Below are 22,388 nucleotides of genomic sequence, written 5' to 3' on the forward strand. Positions count from 1 at the left end.
TCTTTTCAATTTAGGAAGTGCTTTTTGCAAAATATAAGTTTACTTTTAATTGTATTCAAATTTAAAATATCGCAAAAAGTGTAATTGAAGGGTTGGTTAAATGAAAAAGATTGTTTTGTTGTCTGCTGCGTTGACTTTTCTTTGGTTGCCGATCGCTTTTGCTGGCAAGGACGTGACCTTGACGGGTTATGCTGATGATTTGCTACAGACCCCGACATTTGATTGCGAAGGCGATGGTATTCATGCCTTGGCCTATCAAAAAAGTACACTTGGTGATGTTGGAAAGGTGCGTACGGCAAAATGCACACTGTCACCCGGCTTTTTTATTGTTAATCGGGAATTTCATTTGCAATCGCGCGATGCGAAAAACGCGCAACTACAAAATATTCTTTATAAAATAAATACGACGACCGGTGCCATTGCCGGCAATGCAGTACTTCAGCAACAAGGGCGCGTGTTCAGTTTGCCTGATGGCTCAGAGGGCGTTATGAATTATGGTGTAAGCCATGCTTCTCCCCCGATTACAAATCAGGCCTATATCTATACGGGCCCGCGTCAAAATGGTTGGATGGGGCAGCTTCAAACACAATATTCAGATTTAAAATTTTCAGATTTGGTTTTGCCCGGCTCCCACGATGCAGGCATGTATGAAATGACCTTACAGGATACTCAGGCTGCTGTTGCCCAGATGTGCGGATCCAATGCGGTTTTGGATGCACTTTGTAAGGCAGGGGTTAGCGTCGGTGCGCAGGCTTTGGAAAACTTTTCAATTACACAAAAAGATGCCAGTGCGGCGCAAATGGATTTTGGCACACGTTATTTTGATTTCCGTCCTGCCTATTTAAAAACGGATACCAGTAAGACGGCATATCATGTGCATAATTTTATAACTGGGGTTTCTTTTGCTGATTTTTTAAAAGGCGTAAATCAGTTTTTAGCGGCAAACACGCGGGAAATTGCGGTTGTTCAGGTTAAGGATTCCGGCATTCAGGACAGTACTTTTCAACCTTTGAGCAAAGCGGAAGTTCAAACGTATTTGTTACAATATATCACGGCAAATGTCGGCTATGATCTTGTGGACGATATTCAGCCATATAACGATAAAACACTCAAACAAATTGCCGGATCAGGAAAGCGTTTGATTGTTTTGTATGGGAATTCAAATGTGAATGACAGTTATAGTGATGAAGCGTATTCCCAGTCTTTGACAGATGCGTCTTCAATTATTGCGTCGCTGGAAAAAACACTGGCGAAGACGGGAGATTTTCAGTTCACCATGTTGCAATTGCAGGATACGGGATCTGGTGCGTTGGTTAATCATTACCTTCCCACCATCTTGAAAAATCCAACGTCATGGGCCAATAATTTGTTGGTATCGGGAACAGGTAATATTTTACAGGCAACCAAACCTTTGTTTGATACGCAGACTTATAGCTGGTTGACAACATCAACAGCATTAAACGGAATTGCACAGCAAACCAATATGGTTGTTTTGCTGAATGACTTTGTAGAAGTTGGTTTGAGTGCACATGCCATTGGTTTAACGACATATCGGTACAATCAACGTAAAACCTTGGAATAAGCGTGTGCGCAATCGCGCTTTTTTGAAGCGAATCTTATGGTGGATTAGGAAAATTTATTTTCTAAGGGTAATTTCATTTCAAAGGGAACTTTATTTTCGGTTCTATCCTTCTGAAATTGGCTGAGTTTTTACTTGATTGTCGCAAATGTATGACAGTTTCTTGACTTCTTGGTTAACTCGAAACATTGTTGCGAATAAATCATTTGAACCAAAAAGAATTCATGACCAAAGATTATCCGGCCCTTGAGGTCAATGACATCCATAAGTATTTCGGCGACCTTGAAGTGTTGAAGGGAATTTCCCTGACGGCACATTATGGCGATGTGATTTCCATTATCGGTTCCAGTGGATCTGGGAAAAGTACGTTCCTGCGTTGTCTGAACTTGCTGGAACGCCCGACAAAAGGCAGTATTCGCGTTGCCGGTGAAGAAATGAAATTGCACCGTGAAAAAGACGGTCAGTTGGGCGCGGCCGATAAAAAGCAGATCACACGTTTGCGTTCTGAAATCGGTTTTGTGTTTCAGGGCTTCAATCTGTGGGCGCATATGGATTTGATGGAAAATATCATCGAAGGTCCAACGCAGGTGAAGGGCATTTCGAAAAAAGAAGCGACGGAAAAAGCCGCAGAACTGCTTAATAAGGTTGGGCTTTATGATCGTCGCGGGCATTACCCGTCGCAACTTTCCGGCGGACAGCAACAACGCGCAGCCATTGCACGCGCCTTGGCGATGGAACCTGAATTATTGTTGTTTGATGAACCGACCTCGGCACTTGATCCGGAATTGGTCGGTGAAGTTTTGAAAGTGATGCAGATCCTTGCCGAAGAGGGGCGCACCATGTTGGTGGTGACACATGAGATGGGTTTTGCCCGCGAGGTGTCCAGCCACGTGATGTATCTGCACCAAGGGCAGGTGGAAGAGTTCGGGCCGCCTAAAGAGGTTTTTGAAAATCCGAAATCCGAACGCATGAAACAGTTTATCAGCACGGAATTATAAAAAATCCGGCTGGTTAGGGGTTTAATCAAATACATCACGGGAGATGTTTTCTATGAAGAAAATTGCATTTGCACTGGCTGCTATTCTGGGCCTAAGTGTTTCTATGGCACACGCGGGTGATAAAATCCGCATTGGGACGGAAGGTGCTTACCCTCCGTTTAACGGGATTGATAAAGACGGCAAAGCGTTTGGTTTTGACGTTGATATCGCCAATGCCCTTTGTACAGAAATGAAGGCGGAATGCGAAATTATCGCACCGCTGGATTGGGATTCCATCCTGATCGGTTTGAAAAAGAAAAAGTATGATGCGGTTGTGGCTTCTATGTCCATTACCGAAGAACGCAAAAAAGCGGTTGATTTTACAGAGCCTTATTATTCAAACAATCTGACTTTGGTGGCTAAAAAAGGTTCCAACGTTGATCCGAAAAACCTGGCGGGTAAAGCGGTTGGTGCACAACGTGCGACGATTGCGGCGAACTACGTCACAGATGAATTGAAAGACGTTGACGCGAAATTGTACGATACACAGGAAAATGCGTATCTCGACCTTGCGTCAGGCCGTATTGATTTGTTGGTTTCCGATAAACTGCCGGCTTATGACTGGTTGCGTAGCGAGCAGGGCAAAGGTTTCGAATTTATCGGTGATGCGATTGATGTGAATGACAAGATCGGTATTGCCGTTCGTAAAAAAGATGATGAACTGCGTGAAAAATTCAATGCGGCGATCAAGGCAATTGTTGCCAATGGCACATATGCAAAGATCAACGAGAAATATTTCCCGTTCTCTATCTACTAAGATCAGAGATACCGCCCCTTTCCCTTGGTTAGGGGCGGTGTTTTTTTTACGAAAGACGAAGTATGTTTGACCTGCAAGGATTTGGTCCGCAAATCGCGTTGGGTGCCTGGATGACGGTTCAGGTGGCCTTTGGCGGTTTGATCGTTGGCCTGGTCTTCGGATTGATGGGGGCCGCGGCCAAGCTGTCACCTTATGCTGTTTTGCGCGGTGTGGGGCAAAGTTACACCACAGTTGTACGCGGCATACCGGAAATCCTTGTGGTGTTAATCGTTTATTTTGGCGGGGAAGATATCGTCAACCGGATTGCTGAAAGCGTCGGTTATGATGGTTATATCGAGATTAACGTTTTTGTCGCCGGTGTTTGTGCCCTGGGATTGTCATTCGGGGCCTATGCGACCGAGGTTTTTCGCGGGGCCATCCAGTCTGTCCCTGCTGGACAGATTGAAGCCGCAGTGGCGTGCGGTATGCAATCGCACCAGATTTATTGGCGGATTACCTTGCCTCAGGCCATGCGTTTGGCGATACCGGGGTTGGGCAACCTGTTTCAGGTCTTGTTGAAGGATACATCGCTTGTATCACTCATTGCCTTGCCTGAATTGATGCGAACGTCTCAAGCCGCCATCCAAAATACCAAAGAACCGTTTACGTTTTATTTTATTGCCGCCCTTATTTATCTGGGGATTACGACCGTTGTTTTGGTCGGACAGATTTATGCAGAACGCTGGGCCAATCGCGGTGTGAAGAGGGCATCGGCATGAATTGGGAAGAAATTTTTGTTGCTCTGCCCAAGCTGTTGGATGGCGCGTTTCTGACATTGGAATTGGTGGTTATTTCCTGCATCATCGGATTTGTGATTGCCATTCCGGTTGCCTTGATGCGGGCCTCGCAAAATTGGTGGGTGAGCAATATACCCATTATTTATACCTTCTTTTTCCGGGGCACACCTCTGCTGGTACAATTGTTTTTGTTTTATTATGGGGCGGCGCAATTTGATGCGGTGCGCGAAAGCATCTTTTGGCCTGTTCTTAAGGAGGCTTACTGGTGTGCACTCATCGTATTTGCCTTAAATACCGGGGCTTATACGGCTGAAATTTTCCGAGGGGCCATTCAAGCCGTGCCACATGGCGAAGTCGAAGCCGGAATTGCAATCGGCATGCAGAAACACACACTTTATCGCCGAATTGTTTTGCCCCGTGCAATCCGTATGGCCTTGCCTGCTTATGGCAACGAAATCATCCTGATGCTTAAAAGTTCGGCACTGGCTTATACCATTACACTGTTTGATCTAACCGGTGTGACGCGTACGATTATCGCGCGTAATTATCTGGCGGTCGAGATGTATTTTACGGCAGGTGTGATTTATCTGCTGATGACATTCATCTTTATTCAAGTTTGGATGCGGGTGGAAAAACGCTTGCTAAGATTTCAAAATTAAAAAAAATATATACACACCTATACGGGTGTATAGTTGATTTTTAACACTTAATAGCCAACTATCTATAGGGTGTGTCGATACTGCATCATAAGAAAAGCAGGTCGTGCACATGAGAGTTAGCAGGATAGTGAAATGCTTTTTTTTGAGAACTATGCAACCGTCGAAGATGTCATTAATTTCAAACAATCAGAAGCCCCCGATCATGATGGTCTTTTGAAAATTCCGATGACGGCAACGTTACTTCAACTTATTGATTATATGGCAGATCATCAGGTCGGGGTGGTCTTTTTACATGATGCCGAAAACCAGATTATCGGATTGATATCGGAACGTGACATTATTCGCCATATTGCGATGAATGCGCTAGAAGCATTTGAAAAACCCATTCATATGATGGTGCGGCATAGTGTCGTGACCTGTAAGCGCGGTGATAAATTGAAAGCCGTCGCAAGCCATATGGCGCAGCAACATATTCGACATGCGGCTATCCTCAATGATAAGGGGGAATATATCGGGGTTGTCAGTTCCAGTGATATCGAACTTTTTGCCGGGCAAGGGTAGTATGGAAAAACTTCCCTGTAAAAACACATTCGATATGACCGTCCATATTGTCATTTCTGCTGTGAAAGAGAGATTGGCAACGGGTGCAATAACGCCCGCAGACCTTGATGAGATTGAGCAAGCGCTCACCGTTGAAAATTCTCAGGTCGAGGCATTTTGCCATTCTGTACATGAACGCTGCATGAGCAAATCCAAACTGGACTTGTTGGTGCCGCCCAGAACGAATGCCTATGGTCGGATTATGGTTCAACCGTTGGAAAGTTTGTTTGATAAAAGGCATCGACGTTTTTCGGAAAGACAACTGGCGAATTATTTTCATATGCTGTCTTCGATCATAGGGCGGGAAGTTTACGAAAAAAATCATGATCGTATGTCTGAATTGATGCGCAATGAAATTCGGGATCGTGGCAGTCATTTTTCATGGGATAGCTTCTATAATCACCCTGAAGTCGTGCGTTGTCGATTGGAGACTTTAGGTGCGATTGCACAGGCCTTTGAGCACTTTGACCAACGTATGAACTGGTTTATCAGTGTTATGGAAGGTTCCGCCCATAACCCGGAAGATGGTGCCGGCACCCTTCAATTTACCGAACAACAGGCAAAAGCGTTTTTATGGGCATTATTTGATGAGTGCCGAGATATGAAAGAGGATGCAAGAGAACGCCTTGATCAATATGTGGGTGAACGACGCAGAAAAAATATTGCTTTTTTGATTGCGCGATTAACCCAAATGTGAGCCTCAAGATATTGAGCTTCCAAAACATATTTTTGATTTTGAAGGCTTGACGACGGTTATATACAAGTGTTATATAAAGATAATTATGCGTGCTAAATTTAATGTTTTCAATTACTTAGCCTAAATTGTAGTTATGCACGAGCATAATTACAAGTTCCCAAGACTTAGTGAATTTGCTAGGTCTTTTTTTATTGCCTGATAAGAGATGGCAATTTGACCGACAGGTTCTCAAAATGCAGACATTCAAACTAACGCCCAAGCCACAAAGCGATTACCGCCTTGAAATCAAGGAGTTGAAATATCGCTGCAAGCTGGAAACACACGGCTACCGCCTTGATAAAGTTGTTTACGGTTTTTCAGAAAAGTTGGCGAACCTTGCAAAGATGTGCGATACGGGTATAAGCATTGAAGAAGTGCCTTTTGTGGATGCTCAACGTGATCTCGTCAAAGCCCTTGTCGAACGTGGTCGCGCCAAGTCTAAAATCGACCACCTGTTGCACGCCCAGGAATTTGACGGCGCGGACAATGGCGATGATGTCAACAAGGCGAAAATGAAGCTCAACGAGCTCAACAACAAAATTCAGGAAGCCAAAACGGCCCTTGGTATCACCGGCACCGTGAAACTCCTGAAATTCTAATTCCTTTATTATTGAAAGCAAACGCGATGACCAAACTCGCCCCCAAAGTCCGCCCCGATATCTCCGACTGGAAAGCCGCCGACCTTAAAACTTGGCGCGAAAAACACGGCTTCGACCAAATTCAGGCTGCCGCCGCCATCGGCATCGGTCGCCAGACATGGTTGAAGATGGAAACAGGTAAGAAGGCCGTCGATCTGGTCTATTATCTGGCTTGTGTTGGGTATGATGCGGTGAAGGGGGAATAAACTTCTGATCTGTGTTCCCATAGTAGATTTTCAAAGGCGCCATGCAGGCGCCTTTTTTTATAGTGGGGAAGGCCTCGTGACTCAGTTTTATGTTGTAGAGAAAGATAATTTCGAGGCTGACCTCGGAATAATTCTTCCGTGCGACGAATTTACAACGAATACTAGCGCTGACAAGCGAATAAATAAATTCTATTTATAATAGTCTCTATAATCATAAGGCAATCTCAAGAGATAACAGGCTTGACAACCACGAACACATGCGGGAAGGATAATTATTCAAGCAATCAGGGGCATCCAGCAGTGACAGTATTACACAAGAAAAGCGATGTATCGATCAGCTTTCATTATCTGATCCGCAACATAAGCGAAGAAAAAGATGAAGTCGTAGAAACTCCAATTTCGGAAGTAGAGTTTGAATATCTATTCGAAAATCTACGTGGCGTCAAAATGGCCAACCTTCAAGATGAGGAAACTGAAACCGATATACGTTTCAAAAAATTGGTTGCTCTGGAAAGGCTTGAGAAATTTAATGGTCGCTACATCACCGGGGTGTATAAGACTTCATACTGGGGACATTCATATGAGAACACTGAAAAAGGTGAAATCACGGCTTCCAGCCTGAACCTCCGGCCTTTCTATTTCCTGTTGTATCTTTCCGAATCAGGTAGAATTTACATCGGTAGCCAATACCTTGGAAGCTACGGCGGTTATACAGCTCTGAAAAACACCATATTGCGGTGCATGAAGCAGAGCAATCAAATCATGGTCCGCTCTTTCAATTCTGCATACGATCAACTGGAAGGGGCGCAGCCGAAAGAAGTGGAAATTCAGATAGCGCGAAGATCTGAAAGCATTACATCCGGAAACTTTTATGGCCAAGCAGGTGCTTTCGCGTTCAAAAAACAACACAAAGATGATGGCTTTGAAGAGAAAACTAGTAATGGTTTCCTGAAGCATCTATTCAAGTCTAAAAGCGAAATCAGAAAAGGTATTGCAAAAACCTTGCAGCAAAACCAAATTCTTGATGTGGCCGATGATGAAATTCAAGGGTGTAAAATTCTTGTTCAGCTAGAGAGCGGCAGAAAACAGATAATCCAGTTACTGGACCACCGCCATTTCGCCTCGCGGTTCCCCGCTGAAGTGCCCCTACAAGACGATGGCCACCCGCACTATGAGATGATGAAGACAGTAAGTATAGAGATGTTGAAAGAACAGATAATATCTGTAAAAGAAAATGTTTAACCTTAAGAGCATTATTTTAAATAATGATGAAACTTTCTATAATTTTGCGACAGGTGAAAAGCTTAGCCGCAAAAAAAGAGTTATAGTTAAGATCTCTTTATCCATAATTTTATCTTTCTTTTTCTTTAATATTGGAAAAGACCTAATAAATGCGGTAATTGCTATTTATGCAATTCTTATTGGATTTGGATTTAATATTCTTTTCTATCTTCTAACTATTAAAAAAGAAGACCACAAGAAGGATAACTCATCTATTGAACACGAATTAAAGGTGAAAAAGATAAACAAGCTCACTGAAGAGCTTTTTTATAACGTTTCCTATTTTAATGTCATAGCTGTGGCGCTTGTTTTGCTGTCACTGTCTTTCTTTGTGGCCGAAAGTCAAAACCTTGCCAGCTTGAAAGCACATATTATGAACAGTAAGACTGCCTTTCTGTTTCCTCATTTACTAAAAATCAAACTCGCTATCTATATCGTTTTTGTTTTCACTTTTTATTCCACCCTCATTGAGAGCGCCTATACTTTTTTAAGAACTATTGGCCGGGTCACGTTCTTTTTTGATCAGAAGATTAAAATTCAATCCAATTGAGAACTTGAATTCCAAGTATAAGGTTCCACCCCATATCACCCCGAAACCTGCCTGCATCCCCCGCAGCATATCCAGAACCTTCTCGGACTTTCATTCCTGCGCGCCAGTGGCTTTTAAAGGGTGATCAAAAAGGTCTGATTGCTTATCATTTTGTTAATTGCTTGTTTGTAATATGGGAATGATTATTCCGTTTTTGATGAAAGGGTTATAAAATGCAGGACGCTCAACTTGGTCGCATTAAATTGAAAATGGACAAGACAATTCGTGAAATTAATCAAGTTGTCATAAATCCTGAAATCCCCGAGTTATCATCAGAAGATTTGGAACCTGTTTTTCGTCTTGTGGCAAAATGCAGAGCCGCTTACCTTAAACAGCTTTTTCACGTAACCCTTGCAGCAAAAAAAGGGCTGCCTGACAACGGGCAAATTCAAGAATTAGCTGATTTGCGAAATACATATGAAGAAATCTTGAAAGCAACTCAAGCTTTGGAAACAGCTATTGAGCGCGGGTATCTTGATATGAAAAATATCTAATATTAAATATAGCGATTTCTTGCGAGCTCTCCACACTCTTTGAAGTGACTTTCAAGTAATGCTTAGCGGAAAAGGGCAGAGGCCAGATATTCGCCGTAATGTAAGGCGGGGGGATCGTTGGATTTTAGGAATTGGGATTTGAATTGGTCTGTGCCGTCCAAGGCGAGCAGGTCGCAATTTTGTTTTTCCAGAAAGGCTTTCATGTTGCCTTTTTTCATATCCCATTTGATCGGCTCTCCGATCATATTCAGGTAAATCTGTAAAAGTTTTCGGGTGTTGTTGTCCGCGCTGTCTTGCGGTTCAAGGGCGGTGAACAAGAAACGGGTGCCACTGCCGCTTAGGGTGCGAATTGCATTAAACATATGGGTGATTTCGTCATCACTCAGGTACATGGTCACGCCTTCGCAGATATAAAGTGTCGGGATATCTGTTTGAAAGGCGTTGAAGGCGGCAAGACGGTCTTCGAGGTTTTGATGGGTGAAATCGATGCTGAGGTAATGAAGATTGCTTTGCTCTGCCTCTTTTAAGGCCTGTGCCTTAAATTGCTGGGTATCGGGATGGTCAATTTCAATAAAGGAGACATCCGGGTTTTCTTTTGCCAGACGCAGGGCGAGGCTGTCAAACCCGGCGCCAAGACACACGACTTGCTTGATACCGTCTGCAAGAGCGTTGCGTGTATGTGTTTCTATGGAAAGTTTGCGCAAGGCATAGTGCAGGGTAATGCCGGGTAATAAAAGATATTCGCGCAGTTTGACGCCTAGGGTAAAGCCCGGTTTATTGATTTGTGCCAGTCGCTTTTGACCTTCTGGTGAGTTTGAGAGTATTTTTTCGCCGAGCTCTATCGCGTCTGGTGAAATGAGATAATGATGAGGGGTGCGCCGGGCGATATACATAATGCCTTGCAGAACTGTATAGGCCGTGATGCTGGCTTTATTCTCTTTCATTGATCAATCTTTCTCGACAAAGGTGATGGCATGCTTGCTGCGCGTGATGAGATTTTGCGCTTCTAAGGTGGCGAGATACGTTTCGGCTTCTTCTGGTGTGGCAAGCGCCATTGAAGCAAAATCTGTTGTGGTGACTTTGGCAATGCGCTGATTTGGGTTTTTTGGGTCAATCGTGGCGTTTTGGCGCAAGTTCTTGGTGAAATACTCCATGCGCTCTTCTAGCGAGGCATAAGCGTAAAGCAAGGCGCGTTCGTCTGCAGAACGCAGGCGTTTGGATAAAATTTCCATCAAATCGCGCAGGTAGGTAGCGTTTTCCTGAATTTTCTGCCAAAAGGTTTCCCGGTCAATCACCAAAAGTTCGGTATTGCCGATGGTGGTGGCACTGGCCGAACGTGGGGCATCATCAATGAGTGACAATTCACCAAACATATCGCCGGGGCCGAGTTTCGCTAACGAGAGTAGCTCGGCATTTTCTTTATAACGGCACGCAATATCGACGCCACCTTTGGTGATGAGGTAGGCTTTGTCGCCATGGCTGTCTTGTTCAAAAATCGTTGTAGCGCTATCCAAAAGATACCATCGGAAACAGCCGCTGAAATGATCCAGCAGTGTTTTTTGTTCCGGCAGCATATTAAAGGCCCAGTTGTACATATTGACCAGCGGGGTGGCGATGGCAATGATATGGCTGCCGATTTCTTCAATCCAAATTTCATCAGACAGGATTTCCCAGCCGAGGCGCTTGTAGATGCCAATTGTTTTGGCGTTTACGGTTGCAATAATGTGGCTGACATTCAGGGAATGCCCGACATCAACGGCCATACGCAACAGGGCGCGGAAAACGTCGCGTCGATTGCGCCATTCTTCAGCGATAGCTAACATGCCGGAACTGGCAAAAACAGGGGGTGTTGTGTTTTCGTCAAGTGCTTGTTGGCGGATTTTATTTTTATAAGGCGTGAAATCAAAAGATTCATCAGCGGCAGTGCCAATTTCGTTTTCGACGGTCACGCGCATGGTGCCGACGGCGGTTTCCTCGCTGTAAGCAATAATGTTAATGCAATTCGGTACAGAATCGTAAAGGTCAATAATGTAGTCGTGAGCGGTGTTTTGAAAGCTGCCGTCCGCCTGATAGACGCTGTGGCGCAAACGATAGACATCATTCAGTTCTTTAGCCGATTTTGCAATTTTGATTTTTATTGCCATTTTAAAATTTGCCGTAAAGGTTTTAAAGAACTGCTATTCATCAATTTAATTGAGGGCCTGTCAAGGAATAGATAGGATGCGTACAGATGAGACAGGGTATTCTTTATGATATTCTCAAGTTATATCCTGTTCTTAAAATGTAAAATGAAACCTGTGAAAATGATTGTTTGATTTATGGGAGGGAAAATCAATTTGGCGCGATAATTAGGTGGGCTAGATGTTTTTACTTCTAAATGAGGAAATGATTTTTATTATTGTTTCTTATTCATTTTTGACTATTGACTAAATTTTTTATATTTAATTTTACTTTAAAAAATATGTATTTTTGTTGATGGTTTTCAATGACATGAAAAAATATTTCTGATTTTTTCTTGAAAATTATACAGAAATATCCGATGTTTAATCAGTAAGTTCAGTAGCAACTATTTTTTTATTTTGAAGAAGAAGTAAAAAGTGCTTGCTATCCTGTTTCGTAGTTACTAAATAGCGCCTCGCCTTATCATTTAGTGGTAGTAGATGTGTTTCAAGTTGTTCGTGATTGGAATTTAAATGACAACTTTTAATCGCCCCATCAAAATTTGTTTTCTGATGTACCCGTGGGAACGCATTTCCCCGGAAAGCGATACGACCTTGCGTATTATTCATGAAGCGGTTGGACGCGGCCATATTGTGGCGGTGACAACACCGACAAACCTGACAATCCGTGAAACGGTGGCGCATGCGTTTTGTTCAGTAATTGAACGCAAGTCCTATACCCGTTCTGCGCAACATTTCCATAAGTCGGCAACCTTCAAAAAACGTTTGTTACCGCTCTCTGGTTTTGACGTGATTTTCATGCGCGCCAATCCGCCGTTGGATGTGACGGTGTTGAATTTTCTTGATTCTGTTAAAGATGACACATTCATCTGTAACGATATCAATGGCTTGCGCATTGCAAATAATAAAATTTATACTGCTGCTTTGTATGATCCGAGCAGCACGTTTGTACCGGCAACCCATGTGTCGAAAAACCGGGAATATTTGGAAAAAGTTCTGCTAGAGTCCGATCAGGAACAAATGATTTTGAAGCCACTCAATGGTTTTGGTGGTCAAGGCGTTATTATTGTTGAAAAAAAATCCAAGAGCAGTTTCCGTTCTTTGTTGGATTTTTATCTGGGCGCCAATTCAGATCAGTACGTCATTTTGCAGGAATTCGTCCCCGGTGCGGAAAAAGGGGACGTTCGTATTCTTATGTTGAACGGGGAACCGATCGGTGCCATGAAACGCGTCCCGGCTGAAGGTGAAGCCCGTTCCAATATTGCAACAGGCGGTAAGGCGGTTAAACACACGTTGACGAAGGAAGAAAAAGAACTCTGTCGTCAGGTTGGCCCTAAATTGGTTCGTGATGGTTTGTATTTTGTTGGTTTGGACGTCATTGGTGGCAAACTGATTGAAGTAAACGTTCTCAGCCCTGGTGGGATCACGCGGATCAACCGATTGAACCGGGTCCGCTTGCAAGCCAAAGTCATTGATTTTGTGGAATCTGTGGTGACCGCCAAAGAAGTCCTGATGGCGCGTAAGAACCAGTATAGAAGGTTGATCGAAGATGCAGTCGACGAAGGTTGAGGACATCGTCGCATGTCTTCAGAAGGGCGAAAGTCTGGAGGCGCGCGAAGCCGGTGGGGCCTACGAAATTGCATTCGATCCCCAATTTCCTTATATCTGTGCGGCCATTCATAACGGGCATCGTTTCGCAAGTGAATTGCGCCCGCTTTGTCTGCTGGATGAAGCCGAACGCCTATATGAAGAAGATCCGCATACGGGTGATCTCATTAATGGATATCCCAATAGGATTATTGCGTTTGACAGTCGTTATGAATATGACCTGAATCGTAATGAGCTGGATTGTGTGTACCAAACCGCATGGGGTAAAAAGATTTGGAGCCGTGAGCTCCCAGAAGAATTAAGCCATCGTTCTATAGAAAAACACCGTGCATTTTATAAGGTGTTTGATGCAGCAGTGCAGGCGCTGATTAAAAAGCATGGTTTTTGCGTGGTCTATGACGTTCATTCCTATAATGGGGAACGTAAAGGCGGGGCAGAAGCACCCAGCTTTAATATCGGTACGGCACAAATTGACATGCGTAAACATCGCAGTAATGTGAATTTTATGTTACGTCAGCTTGATCGAATTCCGATTACCGGGGAAACTGTGCGTGCTGCACATGATGAAGTTTTCCTAGGTCAAGGTTATTTGGCAACGCGTACGCGTGAGTTATCGGCCAAAGCCCTGTGCTTGCCCATTGAAATTCGAAAATTTTATTGTGAAGAAAAAACGGCAACGCTTTATCCGCAGATTTTTAATGAATTGAAAGACGGATTTACCAAAGTCATTTTGGAACATGCCGCTTTCTTTGCCAATAAACGTACTGAAAAAAGTACAGTTTATCGTCATGATATGCTGTCGTCACAGATCGAACCTGTCACCCGCCAAGTGGACCGGGATCTGTTTCGTATTGCAAAATCAATGGAAACATTGCTGTACGTCAACCCGATTAATATTGATCAGGAACGTAAGCGTTTTTTTGCTCGCAAAGAACGTTATGAACCTGTTTTTAAATATCGCAAGATGGATATTGATCCGTTTTTGGTCAAAGAAAAACTTTTCAGATTGCCGATTGAAGAGATTAGCGATGTAACGGTGCAAACTCTGTATCGACGTGCCATTGATGGTTTGTCAACCAAGGTAGATCTTTTGTCTGCGATTGGCAGCAAAGGCTGTCTCTATAACTCCTTACGTTATTATGGGGAACCGGACCGGGCAGATTTGGATAATGCCCGTTTTCTGCTTCATGCCCCAGAATTGGTGGATGAAAAAGAAGATCGTGATTTTGTCAGCGATATGTACGTCTCTGAATTGCTGCAAAAAGAGATCGACTATTACAAACTTGACGCCCCGGTTAAGCTGAGCAGTCGCCTTGTTGCTGGTGCGATGGTCGATAATGCGAATTTTCGTGTTTTGATTAAACGCGGTAGCCGTATGACGCGCAAGGCTGCACAGGCGTTGAAACATCATGAGGTTGGTGTGCACCTGTTGACATCAGCTAATGCGCGCCAGCAACCGTTAAGTCTGTTTCGTCTTGGTCTTCCCGGTTCCACGCAAACGCAGGAAGGCATTGCAGTCCTTGCGGAATATCTGTCAGGCAATATGTCGTTAAAACGGCTTAAGGTTTTGGCCTTACGTGTGATTGCTGTGCGTTACTTACTGGACGGGCATTCGTTTGAACGTACTTACAGTATGCTGATGGAAGAATATCCAGAAATGGATGACCATATTTTCACGACTGTGGTGCGGGTCTTTCGTGGGGGTGGTTTTACAAAAGATTATCTCTATTTACGGGGATTGGCCAAAGCTTATTTTTATTGGCAATCAGGTAAATCGTGGGAACCGCTTTTAATCGGTAAAAGCGCTTTTGACGATAGTGATCGTATCCAGGAATTGATTGAACGATCCGTTATTGTTAGACCGGAGCGCTTGCCGCATGCCTTTACCATGAAAGAGGTTAAAAACCCTATTCATGATTATTTGCTCAGCTCACTGAAATATGAAATGAGTGACGAGGGGACTGCTTAACTGACAACATCCTCGTTATCTGGGGTAGGGGAGTGGTTTTCGTCGTATGCTTTAAGGTATATGCTGAAACAGCTCCCTTCGCCCAACGTGCTCTCCACTTTGATTTCTCCCCCCATCAGTTCTAGATTTTTTTGAACGATTGCTAAGCCAACGCCAGTGCCTTCGACTTGCAGGGCGGTTTCTTTTACTCTGCGAAAAGGTTCGAAGATATGGGGAAGATCGGCTTCAGGGATGCCTTTTCCATTATCTTTGACGTATAGTTCGATGCAGTGGTTCTCTGCGTTTCGACAGCCAAATTTGACGCAGCCGCCCTCATTTCCGTATTTAATCGCATTGCTGACCAAATTCAGCAAAACCTGTTTCATTTTGCTGCGATCAACATATACGTAAAGGTCAGTTTCAGGATGTCCACTGAGATTGATATGACGTGTGGCGGCAATGGGTCCGACAATATCGAAACATTCTTTAAACACTTCACGGGGACGAAAAATTTCGGGTTGGTAAACGGCACGACCACTTTCGATACGGGCAAGATCCAGCACATCATTGATAATATCAAGTAGCATGCGCCCGGAATCAACGATTTGAGTAACCCATGCCTTTTGTTTAGCTGTTAAATTTTGGTCTTTGTTTAATCCAAGCATTTGTGCAAACCCTAAAATCCCATTCAGGGGTGTTCGCAATTCGTGTGACATACTCGATAGAAAAACTGATTTTGCATGGTTGGCTTGTTCAGCTTTTTCAGCTTTTTCCATAATTTCAACGGTTTGACGCTGAACTTGTTCTTCCAGTCTTTTATTGAAGGTTTCAAGTTCAATATTGGCGCGTTCCAAGTCGTGATTCAATTTTTGTGTTTGCGTCGATTTGCGTTGAATAACGCTGAGGAGATAGATCAAAGAGAACAAGGTAATGAGAAAAGGGAAAATATCCCACATGAAGTCAGTGAAAGAATAGCCTTTAGGTGTAAAATAAAGGGGGAAGTTTGATTGGCTTTTTTCGTCGAGCACATCAAATTTTATTTTATCTGGGTTTGGCTGTAGAGACAGGTCAGCCACACCAAAGTCCGTCGATATTTTGCCAAGGTCATTGGCGGTTATTTCTTTCAGCAGGACTAAATAGCCCATTTCGGCTTCTGTTCGTTCACCTGTGCTTTCTTCATAGGTAAGGGCGCTTGTCGCAACGAGATAAACATTATCTTTATCTTGGAAATAAAAGCCATTTGCTTCTGGAGAATCCCGTTTTTTAGAGATAGTTTTAGTAACAGAAAGCTTAAAAGTTGGATGACTTGTCAATATGTCTGTTAATTTTGAATGATCTGAACCGAACGTGAAAATCACGTTATTATGTGCATCAAATAACAAAGTTTGAGATAAGCCAAACGTATCTAAAAGATATTCCCCGATATTGGCATTTGCCCACTTTTGATCTTTTGCAATAAGTGCTTTATCAATTGTATCATTCCAATAGCTGTTATCATATGCAGTTCGTTGAAGGCTCTCCAATTGATCTTTGATAATGACGCTGACCATTTGTGCTTTATGGGCTAGATCATGAGTTTTTGTTTTATGATACGCTAAGCTCCCATAGGCAATGGAGGCTAATGTCGCGAGAATGGCAACCAAATAGGTAATCTTAATTTCCCGGTTATTCATCTCAGACCCATAGAATTAGAAGTTTTAATTATTCTTGCATATATATTGCATTATATAAAGAAACAGAGCATTCACATTTGTTTATTTTCGTAAAAAAAACTGCAAGACTCTCGCCTTGCAGTTTTTTGTGTTTGATCTCTACGGTTTGAGGGGGCTGTAAAGATCAGGAGTTATTTGATTGGATTAAATGCTTAATCTGAAAGTTTGCAGGTTTTAATCCCGAACAATGTATAAGCCGGGCACCAGCCGAGTAATGCGGTTACCAGCGGGACGATTCCGATGAAACCGAGATAATTGTAACCGGTTTCAGGACCGACCAGAGCAAATGCCAAAAGGGCAATGCCAGCAATAATGCGGACGATACGGTCAATAGAACCAACGTTTTTGTTCATGTAATCTACTCCCAACAGAATATGTATGTGTCATTTCTGGGGCTACATTAACAAAGGCGAATGCAATGTTCTGTAACTTAGTCACAGTGACGGGAAATAAAGCTTTTGAGTTCGTTTGACTTTTTGACAATCAGTTTGCCGCGTAACAGCTCAATCCAGTCTTTCTTTTCAAATTCTTTAAGCTGGCGACTAATGACTTCACGGGCTGTTCCAAGTTCAACGGCAAGATCGTAATGCGTTTTTTTGACAAGGCCATCGGTGTCTTTATGTCGATCTATAAATTGGGCGAGTCGTACATCAATCCGTTTAAAGGCGACTTCCTCAACAAGTAGAACCAGACTTGAAATACGTTGGCCATAGCTTTCGAAAACCAAATCCCGAAACCCGTTGCTGGTTGCAAGGAATTCCTGAAACGCCCGAGCGGGTAATGTTATTGCTGTTGTTTTTTCTTCGGTGAGAGCCTCGGCATTATAGGCTTCATGAGAGAGTAGGCAGGCGGTTGTCAAAACGCAAGTCTGCCCACTTTCGACGCGATAAAGAACTATTTCACGACCATTGTCACCGACCATTTGGACACGCACACTGCCATCAATAACCAGAAGGAATGCGCCACATTCATCACCGGGAGCAAAAAGCTTGGTGTGAGAGGGAACGACAACAAGCTGTGCGTTTTTTTCAAGACGAACTTTTTCGTCAGCAGTGAGCTGATTCAGAGAGGGCAGGTGTTCTATCCAGTCTGAGAGAGTCATGTTTTTTAACGCAAATTGTTGAAAGGGTGATTATAGATTGATCATATTTTATGAAAGACAGGGAAGCTACTGGTTTTTGAAAAGAAATGGGTAAAGAGAAGGTGAAATGCCTTTTCTTTTGTTTTTGTGAAAAATACCGTAGATTAAATAGGACTATAGCGGGAGGAAGGAGACAAAGGGGCGAATGCGTTTATATTGGTTGGTTGTTCTTAGCAGCATGTTTTTGTTAACGGGGGCTGTCTCTTATGCGTCTACATTGGATGAAGTACGCGAACGGGATTATCTTATTTGTGGTGTTGATGAACAAAATTACGGCTTTGCCTATGTCGATGAAGATGGCCGCTGGGTAGGGTTTGAGGTTGATTTTTGCAGAGCGTTGGCTGTTGCCGTCTTGGGGAGTGCTGAAAAAGTTCAGTTTATTTCGTTAAATGCCCAAACGCGTTTCAGTGCACTAAGTGCAAAACAAATTGATATTCTTTTGCGATCAACAACTTGGACTTATACGCGTGATATTTCTTATGGTGTTGATTATCCCGGCGTGACATATTATGACCAACTAGGTATTTTAGCCCATAAATCAATTGGTTACACAGCGTTTTCGGATGTGAAACAGGCTACTTTGTGTGTCGCGAATGGGACGACGACATTGGAAAGTGTTCAGGAGTATGTCAATAACTCGGGGCGTAAAATCAAAATCAAAATTTTTAATTCGCGCGAGGGATTGAGCAATTTTTTCTTTTCTGGACAATGTGACCTCTATGCAGCTGATCGTTCTGCACTGCAAGCAATTCTAACTTTTTCGGCACCCAATCCAAATGATTATGTTTTTTTGCAGGCATCTCTTTCCAAGGAACCTTTAGGACCCGTCGTCCGTGATGATGATCGAGAATGGTATGATATCGTTAAATGGCTCCTTTATGGGTTGGTTGAAGCCGAAGAACGTAATGTAACACGCAGCAATGTTGATGAAATGCGGCACTTAAACAATCATGAGATTCGTTTTATGCTGGGGGGCGAAAGCGGTTTTGGCAAGGCCTTACGCTTAACGGATAGTTGGTTGTATGATGTTATCCGCGCGCAAGGGAATTATGGTGAAATATTTGAACGCAACCTTGGTAGCGGCAGTAAACTGAAAATTGAACGTGGCTTGAACAATTTGTGGCAAAAGGGCGGATTGATGTATGCCATGCCGATCCGTTAAAGCCGTTTATTTAAACGCATGCCAAAGGTAATGGACAATAGCCTTGGCATCATCTTCGGAAATATTGTCGCGTTTTTCAAATGAGGGCATGTCAGTATGAATATTTTCGCCCCCTTCGCGAATAGTCCACATCAGATATTCATCGGAGATGATCTTACCTTGCATGGCTTGTAACAAATTTGCCGGTGGGGGTGACATGCTTTGGGCGCTGGGGCCATTCCCATCCCCTTCTATGCCATGACATTCGGCGCAGAACTGCATATATAGCTGTTCGCCTTTTTCGACCAAATGACCGTGGGCGAGGGCATTGCCGGTGAAGATAAGAAAGGCGGCGAGGTAAACGCCGCCTTTAAAAAACTTAGCCATGACAGTGTTTGAACTTCTTGCCGGAGCCGCAAGGACAAGCTGCGTTTCGGGCAACTTTCCCCCATGTGTTAGGGTCATTCGGATTTACAGTTTCAGACGGCTTATTGGTGCGAACGGTTGCAGTGCCGTATTCCGGTGAATCCGGTTGCTGGTTTGCCATTGCCGGATCTTGACGGCTTTCCGTCATTTGTTGATTTTCATGACGGTTGAACGCTTCCAGTTCTTCTTCAGGTGAACCGACTTGAAGTTCGACATGTGCCAGTAAGGAAATAACGCGATCACGTAAAATAGAGAGCATTTCTTCAAAAAGATTGAAGGCTTCGCGCTTATATTCATTTAACGGGTCGCGTTGGGCATAGGCACGCAAACCAATGCCTTGACGCAGGTGGTCAAGGGCCAACAGGTGCTCTTTCCAAATCGTATCAAGCAACTGTAACAACACACTCTTTTCAACAGAACGCCAGACGTCTTCGCCATAATTGACAACTTTAGCCGCCATTTTGCGCTCAACTTCATCGGTGATACGATCTCGGATTTCCTGATCGGCAACACCTTCTTCTTTCGCCCATTCTTTAACAGGCAGGTCGATGTTGAAGACACGTGTGATTTCTTCATGCAGTGAGTCTGTATCCCATTGTTCAGCATAAGCTTTTTCCGGGATGCATTTGTCGACGATATCTTCGATTACATCATAACGCATGTCTTTGACGAGATCGGAGACATCTGCTGTCGACATCATTTCGCGACGTTGTTCAAAGATCACTTTACGTTGATCGTTCATAACATCGTCAAATTTAAGCAACTGTTTACGCATGTCGAAGTTACGGGCTTCGACTTTCTGTTGCGCTTTTTCCAGTGCCTTGTTGATCCACGGGTGGACGATGGCTTCGCCTTCTTCCAGGCCGAGTTTTTTCAACATGCCGTCCATACGTTCAGACCCGAAGATACGCATCAGGTCATCCTCTAGTGACAGGAAGAATTTGGAGGCACCGACATCGCCCTGACGACCGGAACGACCACGTAACTGGTTGTCAATCCGGCGGCTTTCATGTCGTTCTGTGCCTAAGACGAACAAGCCACCTGCATCCAGCGCAACCTGTTTGGCTTCGGCAATTTCGCCTTTGAGGCGTTCGATTTCAGCATCACTCGGATTCTCACCCAGTTCGGTTTGAACACGCATGTCCAAGTTACCGCCCAACTGAATATCCGTTCCGCGACCCGCCATGTTTGTAGCGATGGTGACGGCACCGGGTACCCCGGCTTGGGCAACGATATAGGCTTCGCGTTCGTGTTGCTTGGCGTTGAGAACCTCGTGTTTGACTTTGCGTTTTTTCAAAGCCGCTGCCAATTCTTCAGATTGTTCAATGGAAACGGTACCGACGAGGATAGGTTGCTTGCGTTCAACGCATTCTACAATCTGTTCAATGATCGCATTAATTTTTTCGCCACGTGTGCGATAAACTTCATCGTCATAATCCTTACGGGAAATAACGCGGTTTGTCGGCATATCCACGACTTCAAGCTTATAAATTTCTGCGAATTCGCCCGCTTCCGTCATGGCTGTCCCGGTCATGCCGGCCAGTTTTGGATAAAGGCGGAAGTAGTTCTGGAAAGTGACAGAGGCAAGCGTCTGATTTTCCTGTTGGACGGTGACTTTCTCTTTCGCTTCTAAGGCTTGATGCAGACCATCTGAATAACGACGGCCTTCCATCGCACGACCGGTAAATTCGTCCACGATCATGACTTTGCCGTCTTTAACCAGATAATCCACGCCATTTTGGAAAATATGATGGGCGCGCAATGCAGAATTTATATGGTGAAGAAGAGAAACATTGGAAAGATCATAAAGGCCGCCAGCTTCAAGAAGCCCGGCTTGGCGAAGGAGTTCTTCTGCCGTTTCAACACCTTTTTCGGAAAGCGAGATGGATTTGACTTTCTCGTCTTTCTCGTAATCGTCTTCTTTCAAATTCGGGATGATGGCATCTACCGCGCCGTACAGATCGGAACTGTCGTCGCTGGGACCGGAGATAATCAACGGTGTCCGCGCTTCATCAATAAGGATAGAGTCGACTTCATCAACGATGGCAAAATTAAAGGGACGCTGAACCATGGTTTCCAGCGTGAATTTCATGTTGTCGCGCAGATAATCGAAGCCAAGTTCGTTGTTGGTCGCGTATGTGATGTCACAAGCGTAGGCATCCTGACGTTCTTTGTCCCCCATTTCATTGAGGATACAGGATGTTGTCATGCCAAGAAAATTATAGACCTTGCCCATCCATTCAGAGTCGCGTTTGGCGAGGTAATCGTTGACGGTCACAACGTGAACGCCTTTTCCATCCAGGGCATTAAGATAAGCCGCCAATGTGGCAACTAGTGTTTTACCTTCCCCCGTTGCCATTTCTGCAATCTGTCCCCGATGAAGGACAACCCCACCAAGAAGCTGCACATCATAATGGCGCTGTCCCAGTGTACGTTTGGCAGCTTCGCGTACCGTTGCAAAGGCGTCGACCAGAACATCGTCCAGTGTTTCACCGTTTGCGACACGTTCGCGCAGCCAGTCTGTGCGGGCACGAAGCTCGTCATCGCTTAAGGGTTCAATCTCTGCCTCAAGAGCATTGATATCATCGACGTATTTTTGCAGACCTTTAATGTAACGTTCATTAGCAGTGCCGAAGAGCTTGCGGGCAATAGCGCCAAACATGAAAATCCCCTAGGAAAAATGGTGGAATACCGTTCACGACCGGACAGAGATAGAAGGAATGGGCTTCTCTGTCAATTGGACTTGGTCAAGTATGATAAAAATTGGGGCAAAAAAACGGCCATGTTACAAACCTGTTACTTTTCAAGACTGGACTAGTCCAATGGGATGTGCATTATGCCCGTTAGAGTTTTTTAATCTAACCTTTCTGGGGGTCTCAA

At 44.1% G+C, this 22,388-nt stretch carries 22 protein-coding genes; 15 read left to right on the forward strand and 7 right to left on the reverse strand.

The genetic code is table 11. The features are described 5' to 3' along the window. Window positions 1–100 precede the first annotated feature (100 nt). The 12 genes from ACI0FF_RS05625 (at window position 101) to ACI0FF_RS05680 (ending at window position 9,352) form a co-directional block, all read left to right on the forward strand. The gene (locus ACI0FF_RS05625; RefSeq protein ID WP_419799148.1) at window positions 101–1,582 is read left to right on the forward strand and encodes a hypothetical protein; all 1,482 of its coding nucleotides are present in this window, start codon (window positions 101–103) and stop codon (window positions 1,580–1,582) included. A 221-nt stretch (window positions 1,583–1,803) separates the two neighbouring features. Beyond that, on the forward strand, window positions 1,804–2,577 hold the full coding sequence (locus tag ACI0FF_RS05630; RefSeq protein WP_419799149.1) for an ABC transporter ATP-binding protein: 774 nt from the start codon (window positions 1,804–1,806) through the stop codon (window positions 2,575–2,577). A gap of 52 nt (window positions 2,578–2,629) precedes the next feature. Continuing rightward, window positions 2,630–3,373, forward strand: coding sequence for an ABC transporter substrate-binding protein (locus tag ACI0FF_RS05635; protein WP_419799150.1), 744 nt, complete (start codon window positions 2,630–2,632; stop codon window positions 3,371–3,373). Between the two features lie 62 nt (window positions 3,374–3,435). Further along, the gene (locus ACI0FF_RS05640) at window positions 3,436–4,131 is read left to right on the forward strand and encodes an ABC transporter permease (RefSeq protein WP_419799151.1); all 696 of its coding nucleotides are present in this window, start codon (window positions 3,436–3,438) and stop codon (window positions 4,129–4,131) included. Beyond that, window positions 4,128–4,808 (forward strand): ABC transporter permease, encoded by a 681-nt coding sequence (locus ACI0FF_RS05645; protein WP_419799152.1) that lies wholly within the window; start codon window positions 4,128–4,130, stop codon window positions 4,806–4,808. The genes ACI0FF_RS05640 and ACI0FF_RS05645 overlap by 4 nt, the downstream gene beginning before the upstream one ends. Window positions 4,809–4,940: 132 nt before the next feature. After that, window positions 4,941–5,369, forward strand: a complete 429-nt coding sequence (locus ACI0FF_RS05650) for a CBS domain-containing protein (RefSeq protein WP_419799153.1) — start codon at window positions 4,941–4,943, stop codon at window positions 5,367–5,369. Window position 5,370: 1 nt separating this feature from the next. Next, the gene (locus tag ACI0FF_RS05655; RefSeq protein ID WP_419799154.1) at window positions 5,371–6,105 is read left to right on the forward strand and encodes a hypothetical protein; all 735 of its coding nucleotides are present in this window, start codon (window positions 5,371–5,373) and stop codon (window positions 6,103–6,105) included. A 233-nt stretch (window positions 6,106–6,338) separates the two neighbouring features. After that, on the forward strand, window positions 6,339–6,743 hold the full coding sequence (locus tag ACI0FF_RS05660; protein ID WP_419799155.1) for a hypothetical protein: 405 nt from the start codon (window positions 6,339–6,341) through the stop codon (window positions 6,741–6,743). A 26-nt stretch (window positions 6,744–6,769) separates the two neighbouring features. Continuing rightward, a complete protein-coding gene (locus ACI0FF_RS05665) occupies window positions 6,770–6,988 on the forward strand; it encodes a helix-turn-helix domain-containing protein (protein WP_419799156.1) in 219 nt (72 codons plus the stop codon). Between the two features lie 240 nt (window positions 6,989–7,228). Further along, window positions 7,229–8,230, forward strand: a complete 1,002-nt coding sequence (locus tag ACI0FF_RS05670) for a hypothetical protein (RefSeq protein WP_419799157.1) — start codon at window positions 7,229–7,231, stop codon at window positions 8,228–8,230. Then, complete coding sequence (locus tag ACI0FF_RS05675; RefSeq protein WP_419799158.1) at window positions 8,223–8,819, forward strand: hypothetical protein; 597 nt, start codon at window positions 8,223–8,225, stop codon at window positions 8,817–8,819. The genes ACI0FF_RS05670 and ACI0FF_RS05675 overlap by 8 nt, the downstream gene beginning before the upstream one ends. Before the next feature lie 212 nt (window positions 8,820–9,031). After that, a complete protein-coding gene (locus tag ACI0FF_RS05680) occupies window positions 9,032–9,352 on the forward strand; it encodes a hypothetical protein (protein ID WP_419799159.1) in 321 nt (106 codons plus the stop codon). Window positions 9,353–9,414: 62 nt separating this feature from the next. Here ACI0FF_RS05680 and ACI0FF_RS05685 read toward each other — a convergent pair whose 3' ends face one another. Both ACI0FF_RS05685 and ACI0FF_RS05690 read right to left on the reverse strand, forming a co-directional pair. Further along, complete coding sequence (locus ACI0FF_RS05685) at window positions 9,415–10,296, reverse strand: class I SAM-dependent methyltransferase (protein ID WP_419799160.1); 882 nt, start codon at window positions 10,294–10,296, stop codon at window positions 9,415–9,417. A gap of 3 nt (window positions 10,297–10,299) precedes the next feature. Further along, the gene (locus ACI0FF_RS05690; protein WP_419799161.1) at window positions 10,300–11,496 is read right to left on the reverse strand and encodes an N-acyl amino acid synthase FeeM domain-containing protein; all 1,197 of its coding nucleotides are present in this window, start codon (window positions 11,494–11,496) and stop codon (window positions 10,300–10,302) included. Between the two features lie 549 nt (window positions 11,497–12,045). Between ACI0FF_RS05690 and gshB the strand changes: the two genes are divergently transcribed. Together gshB and ACI0FF_RS05700 are read left to right on the forward strand one after the other, a co-directional pair. Then, entirely contained in the window at window positions 12,046–13,101 is a 1,056-nt protein-coding gene (gshB, locus tag ACI0FF_RS05695) for a glutathione synthase (RefSeq protein WP_417819846.1), read from the forward strand. Next, a complete protein-coding gene (locus tag ACI0FF_RS05700) occupies window positions 13,082–15,109 on the forward strand; it encodes a flavohemoglobin expression-modulating QEGLA motif protein (protein WP_419799162.1) in 2,028 nt (675 codons plus the stop codon). The genes gshB and ACI0FF_RS05700 overlap by 20 nt, the downstream gene beginning before the upstream one ends. Here ACI0FF_RS05700 and ACI0FF_RS05705 read toward each other — a convergent pair. The 3 genes from ACI0FF_RS05705 to ACI0FF_RS05715 form a co-directional block, all read right to left on the reverse strand. Further along, the gene (locus ACI0FF_RS05705) at window positions 15,106–16,761 is read right to left on the reverse strand and encodes a sensor histidine kinase (protein WP_419799163.1); all 1,656 of its coding nucleotides are present in this window, start codon (window positions 16,759–16,761) and stop codon (window positions 15,106–15,108) included. The two genes, ACI0FF_RS05700 and ACI0FF_RS05705, sit on opposite strands and share 4 nt — an antisense overlap. A gap of 191 nt (window positions 16,762–16,952) precedes the next feature. Further along, entirely contained in the window at window positions 16,953–17,153 is a 201-nt protein-coding gene (locus ACI0FF_RS05710) for a YgaP family membrane protein (RefSeq protein WP_419799164.1), read from the reverse strand. Between the two features lie 77 nt (window positions 17,154–17,230). Beyond that, window positions 17,231–17,902, reverse strand: coding sequence for a Crp/Fnr family transcriptional regulator (locus ACI0FF_RS05715; RefSeq protein ID WP_419799165.1), 672 nt, complete (start codon window positions 17,900–17,902; stop codon window positions 17,231–17,233). A 184-nt stretch (window positions 17,903–18,086) separates the two neighbouring features. On the opposite strand from ACI0FF_RS05715, the gene ACI0FF_RS05720 reads away from it, so the two are divergent. Next, a complete protein-coding gene (locus tag ACI0FF_RS05720; RefSeq protein ID WP_419799166.1) occupies window positions 18,087–19,103 on the forward strand; it encodes an amino acid ABC transporter substrate-binding protein in 1,017 nt (338 codons plus the stop codon). A gap of 6 nt (window positions 19,104–19,109) precedes the next feature. On the opposite strand, the gene ACI0FF_RS05725 is transcribed toward ACI0FF_RS05720, so the two are convergent. Together ACI0FF_RS05725 and secA are read right to left on the reverse strand one after the other, a co-directional pair. Then, the gene (locus ACI0FF_RS05725; RefSeq protein WP_419799167.1) at window positions 19,110–19,469 is read right to left on the reverse strand and encodes a c-type cytochrome; all 360 of its coding nucleotides are present in this window, start codon (window positions 19,467–19,469) and stop codon (window positions 19,110–19,112) included. Next, entirely contained in the window at window positions 19,462–22,170 is a 2,709-nt protein-coding gene (secA, locus tag ACI0FF_RS05730; protein ID WP_419799168.1) for a preprotein translocase subunit SecA, read from the reverse strand. Before secA ends, ACI0FF_RS05725 begins: the two co-directional genes overlap by 8 nt. Window positions 22,171–22,388 lie beyond the last annotated feature (218 nt).

Origin of the sequence: Terasakiella sp. 4MB5A (assembly GCF_050058155.1) — a bacterium.
In the GTDB taxonomy this organism is placed as follows: Bacteria; Pseudomonadota; Alphaproteobacteria; order Rhodospirillales; family Terasakiellaceae; genus Terasakiella; species Terasakiella halodenitrificans.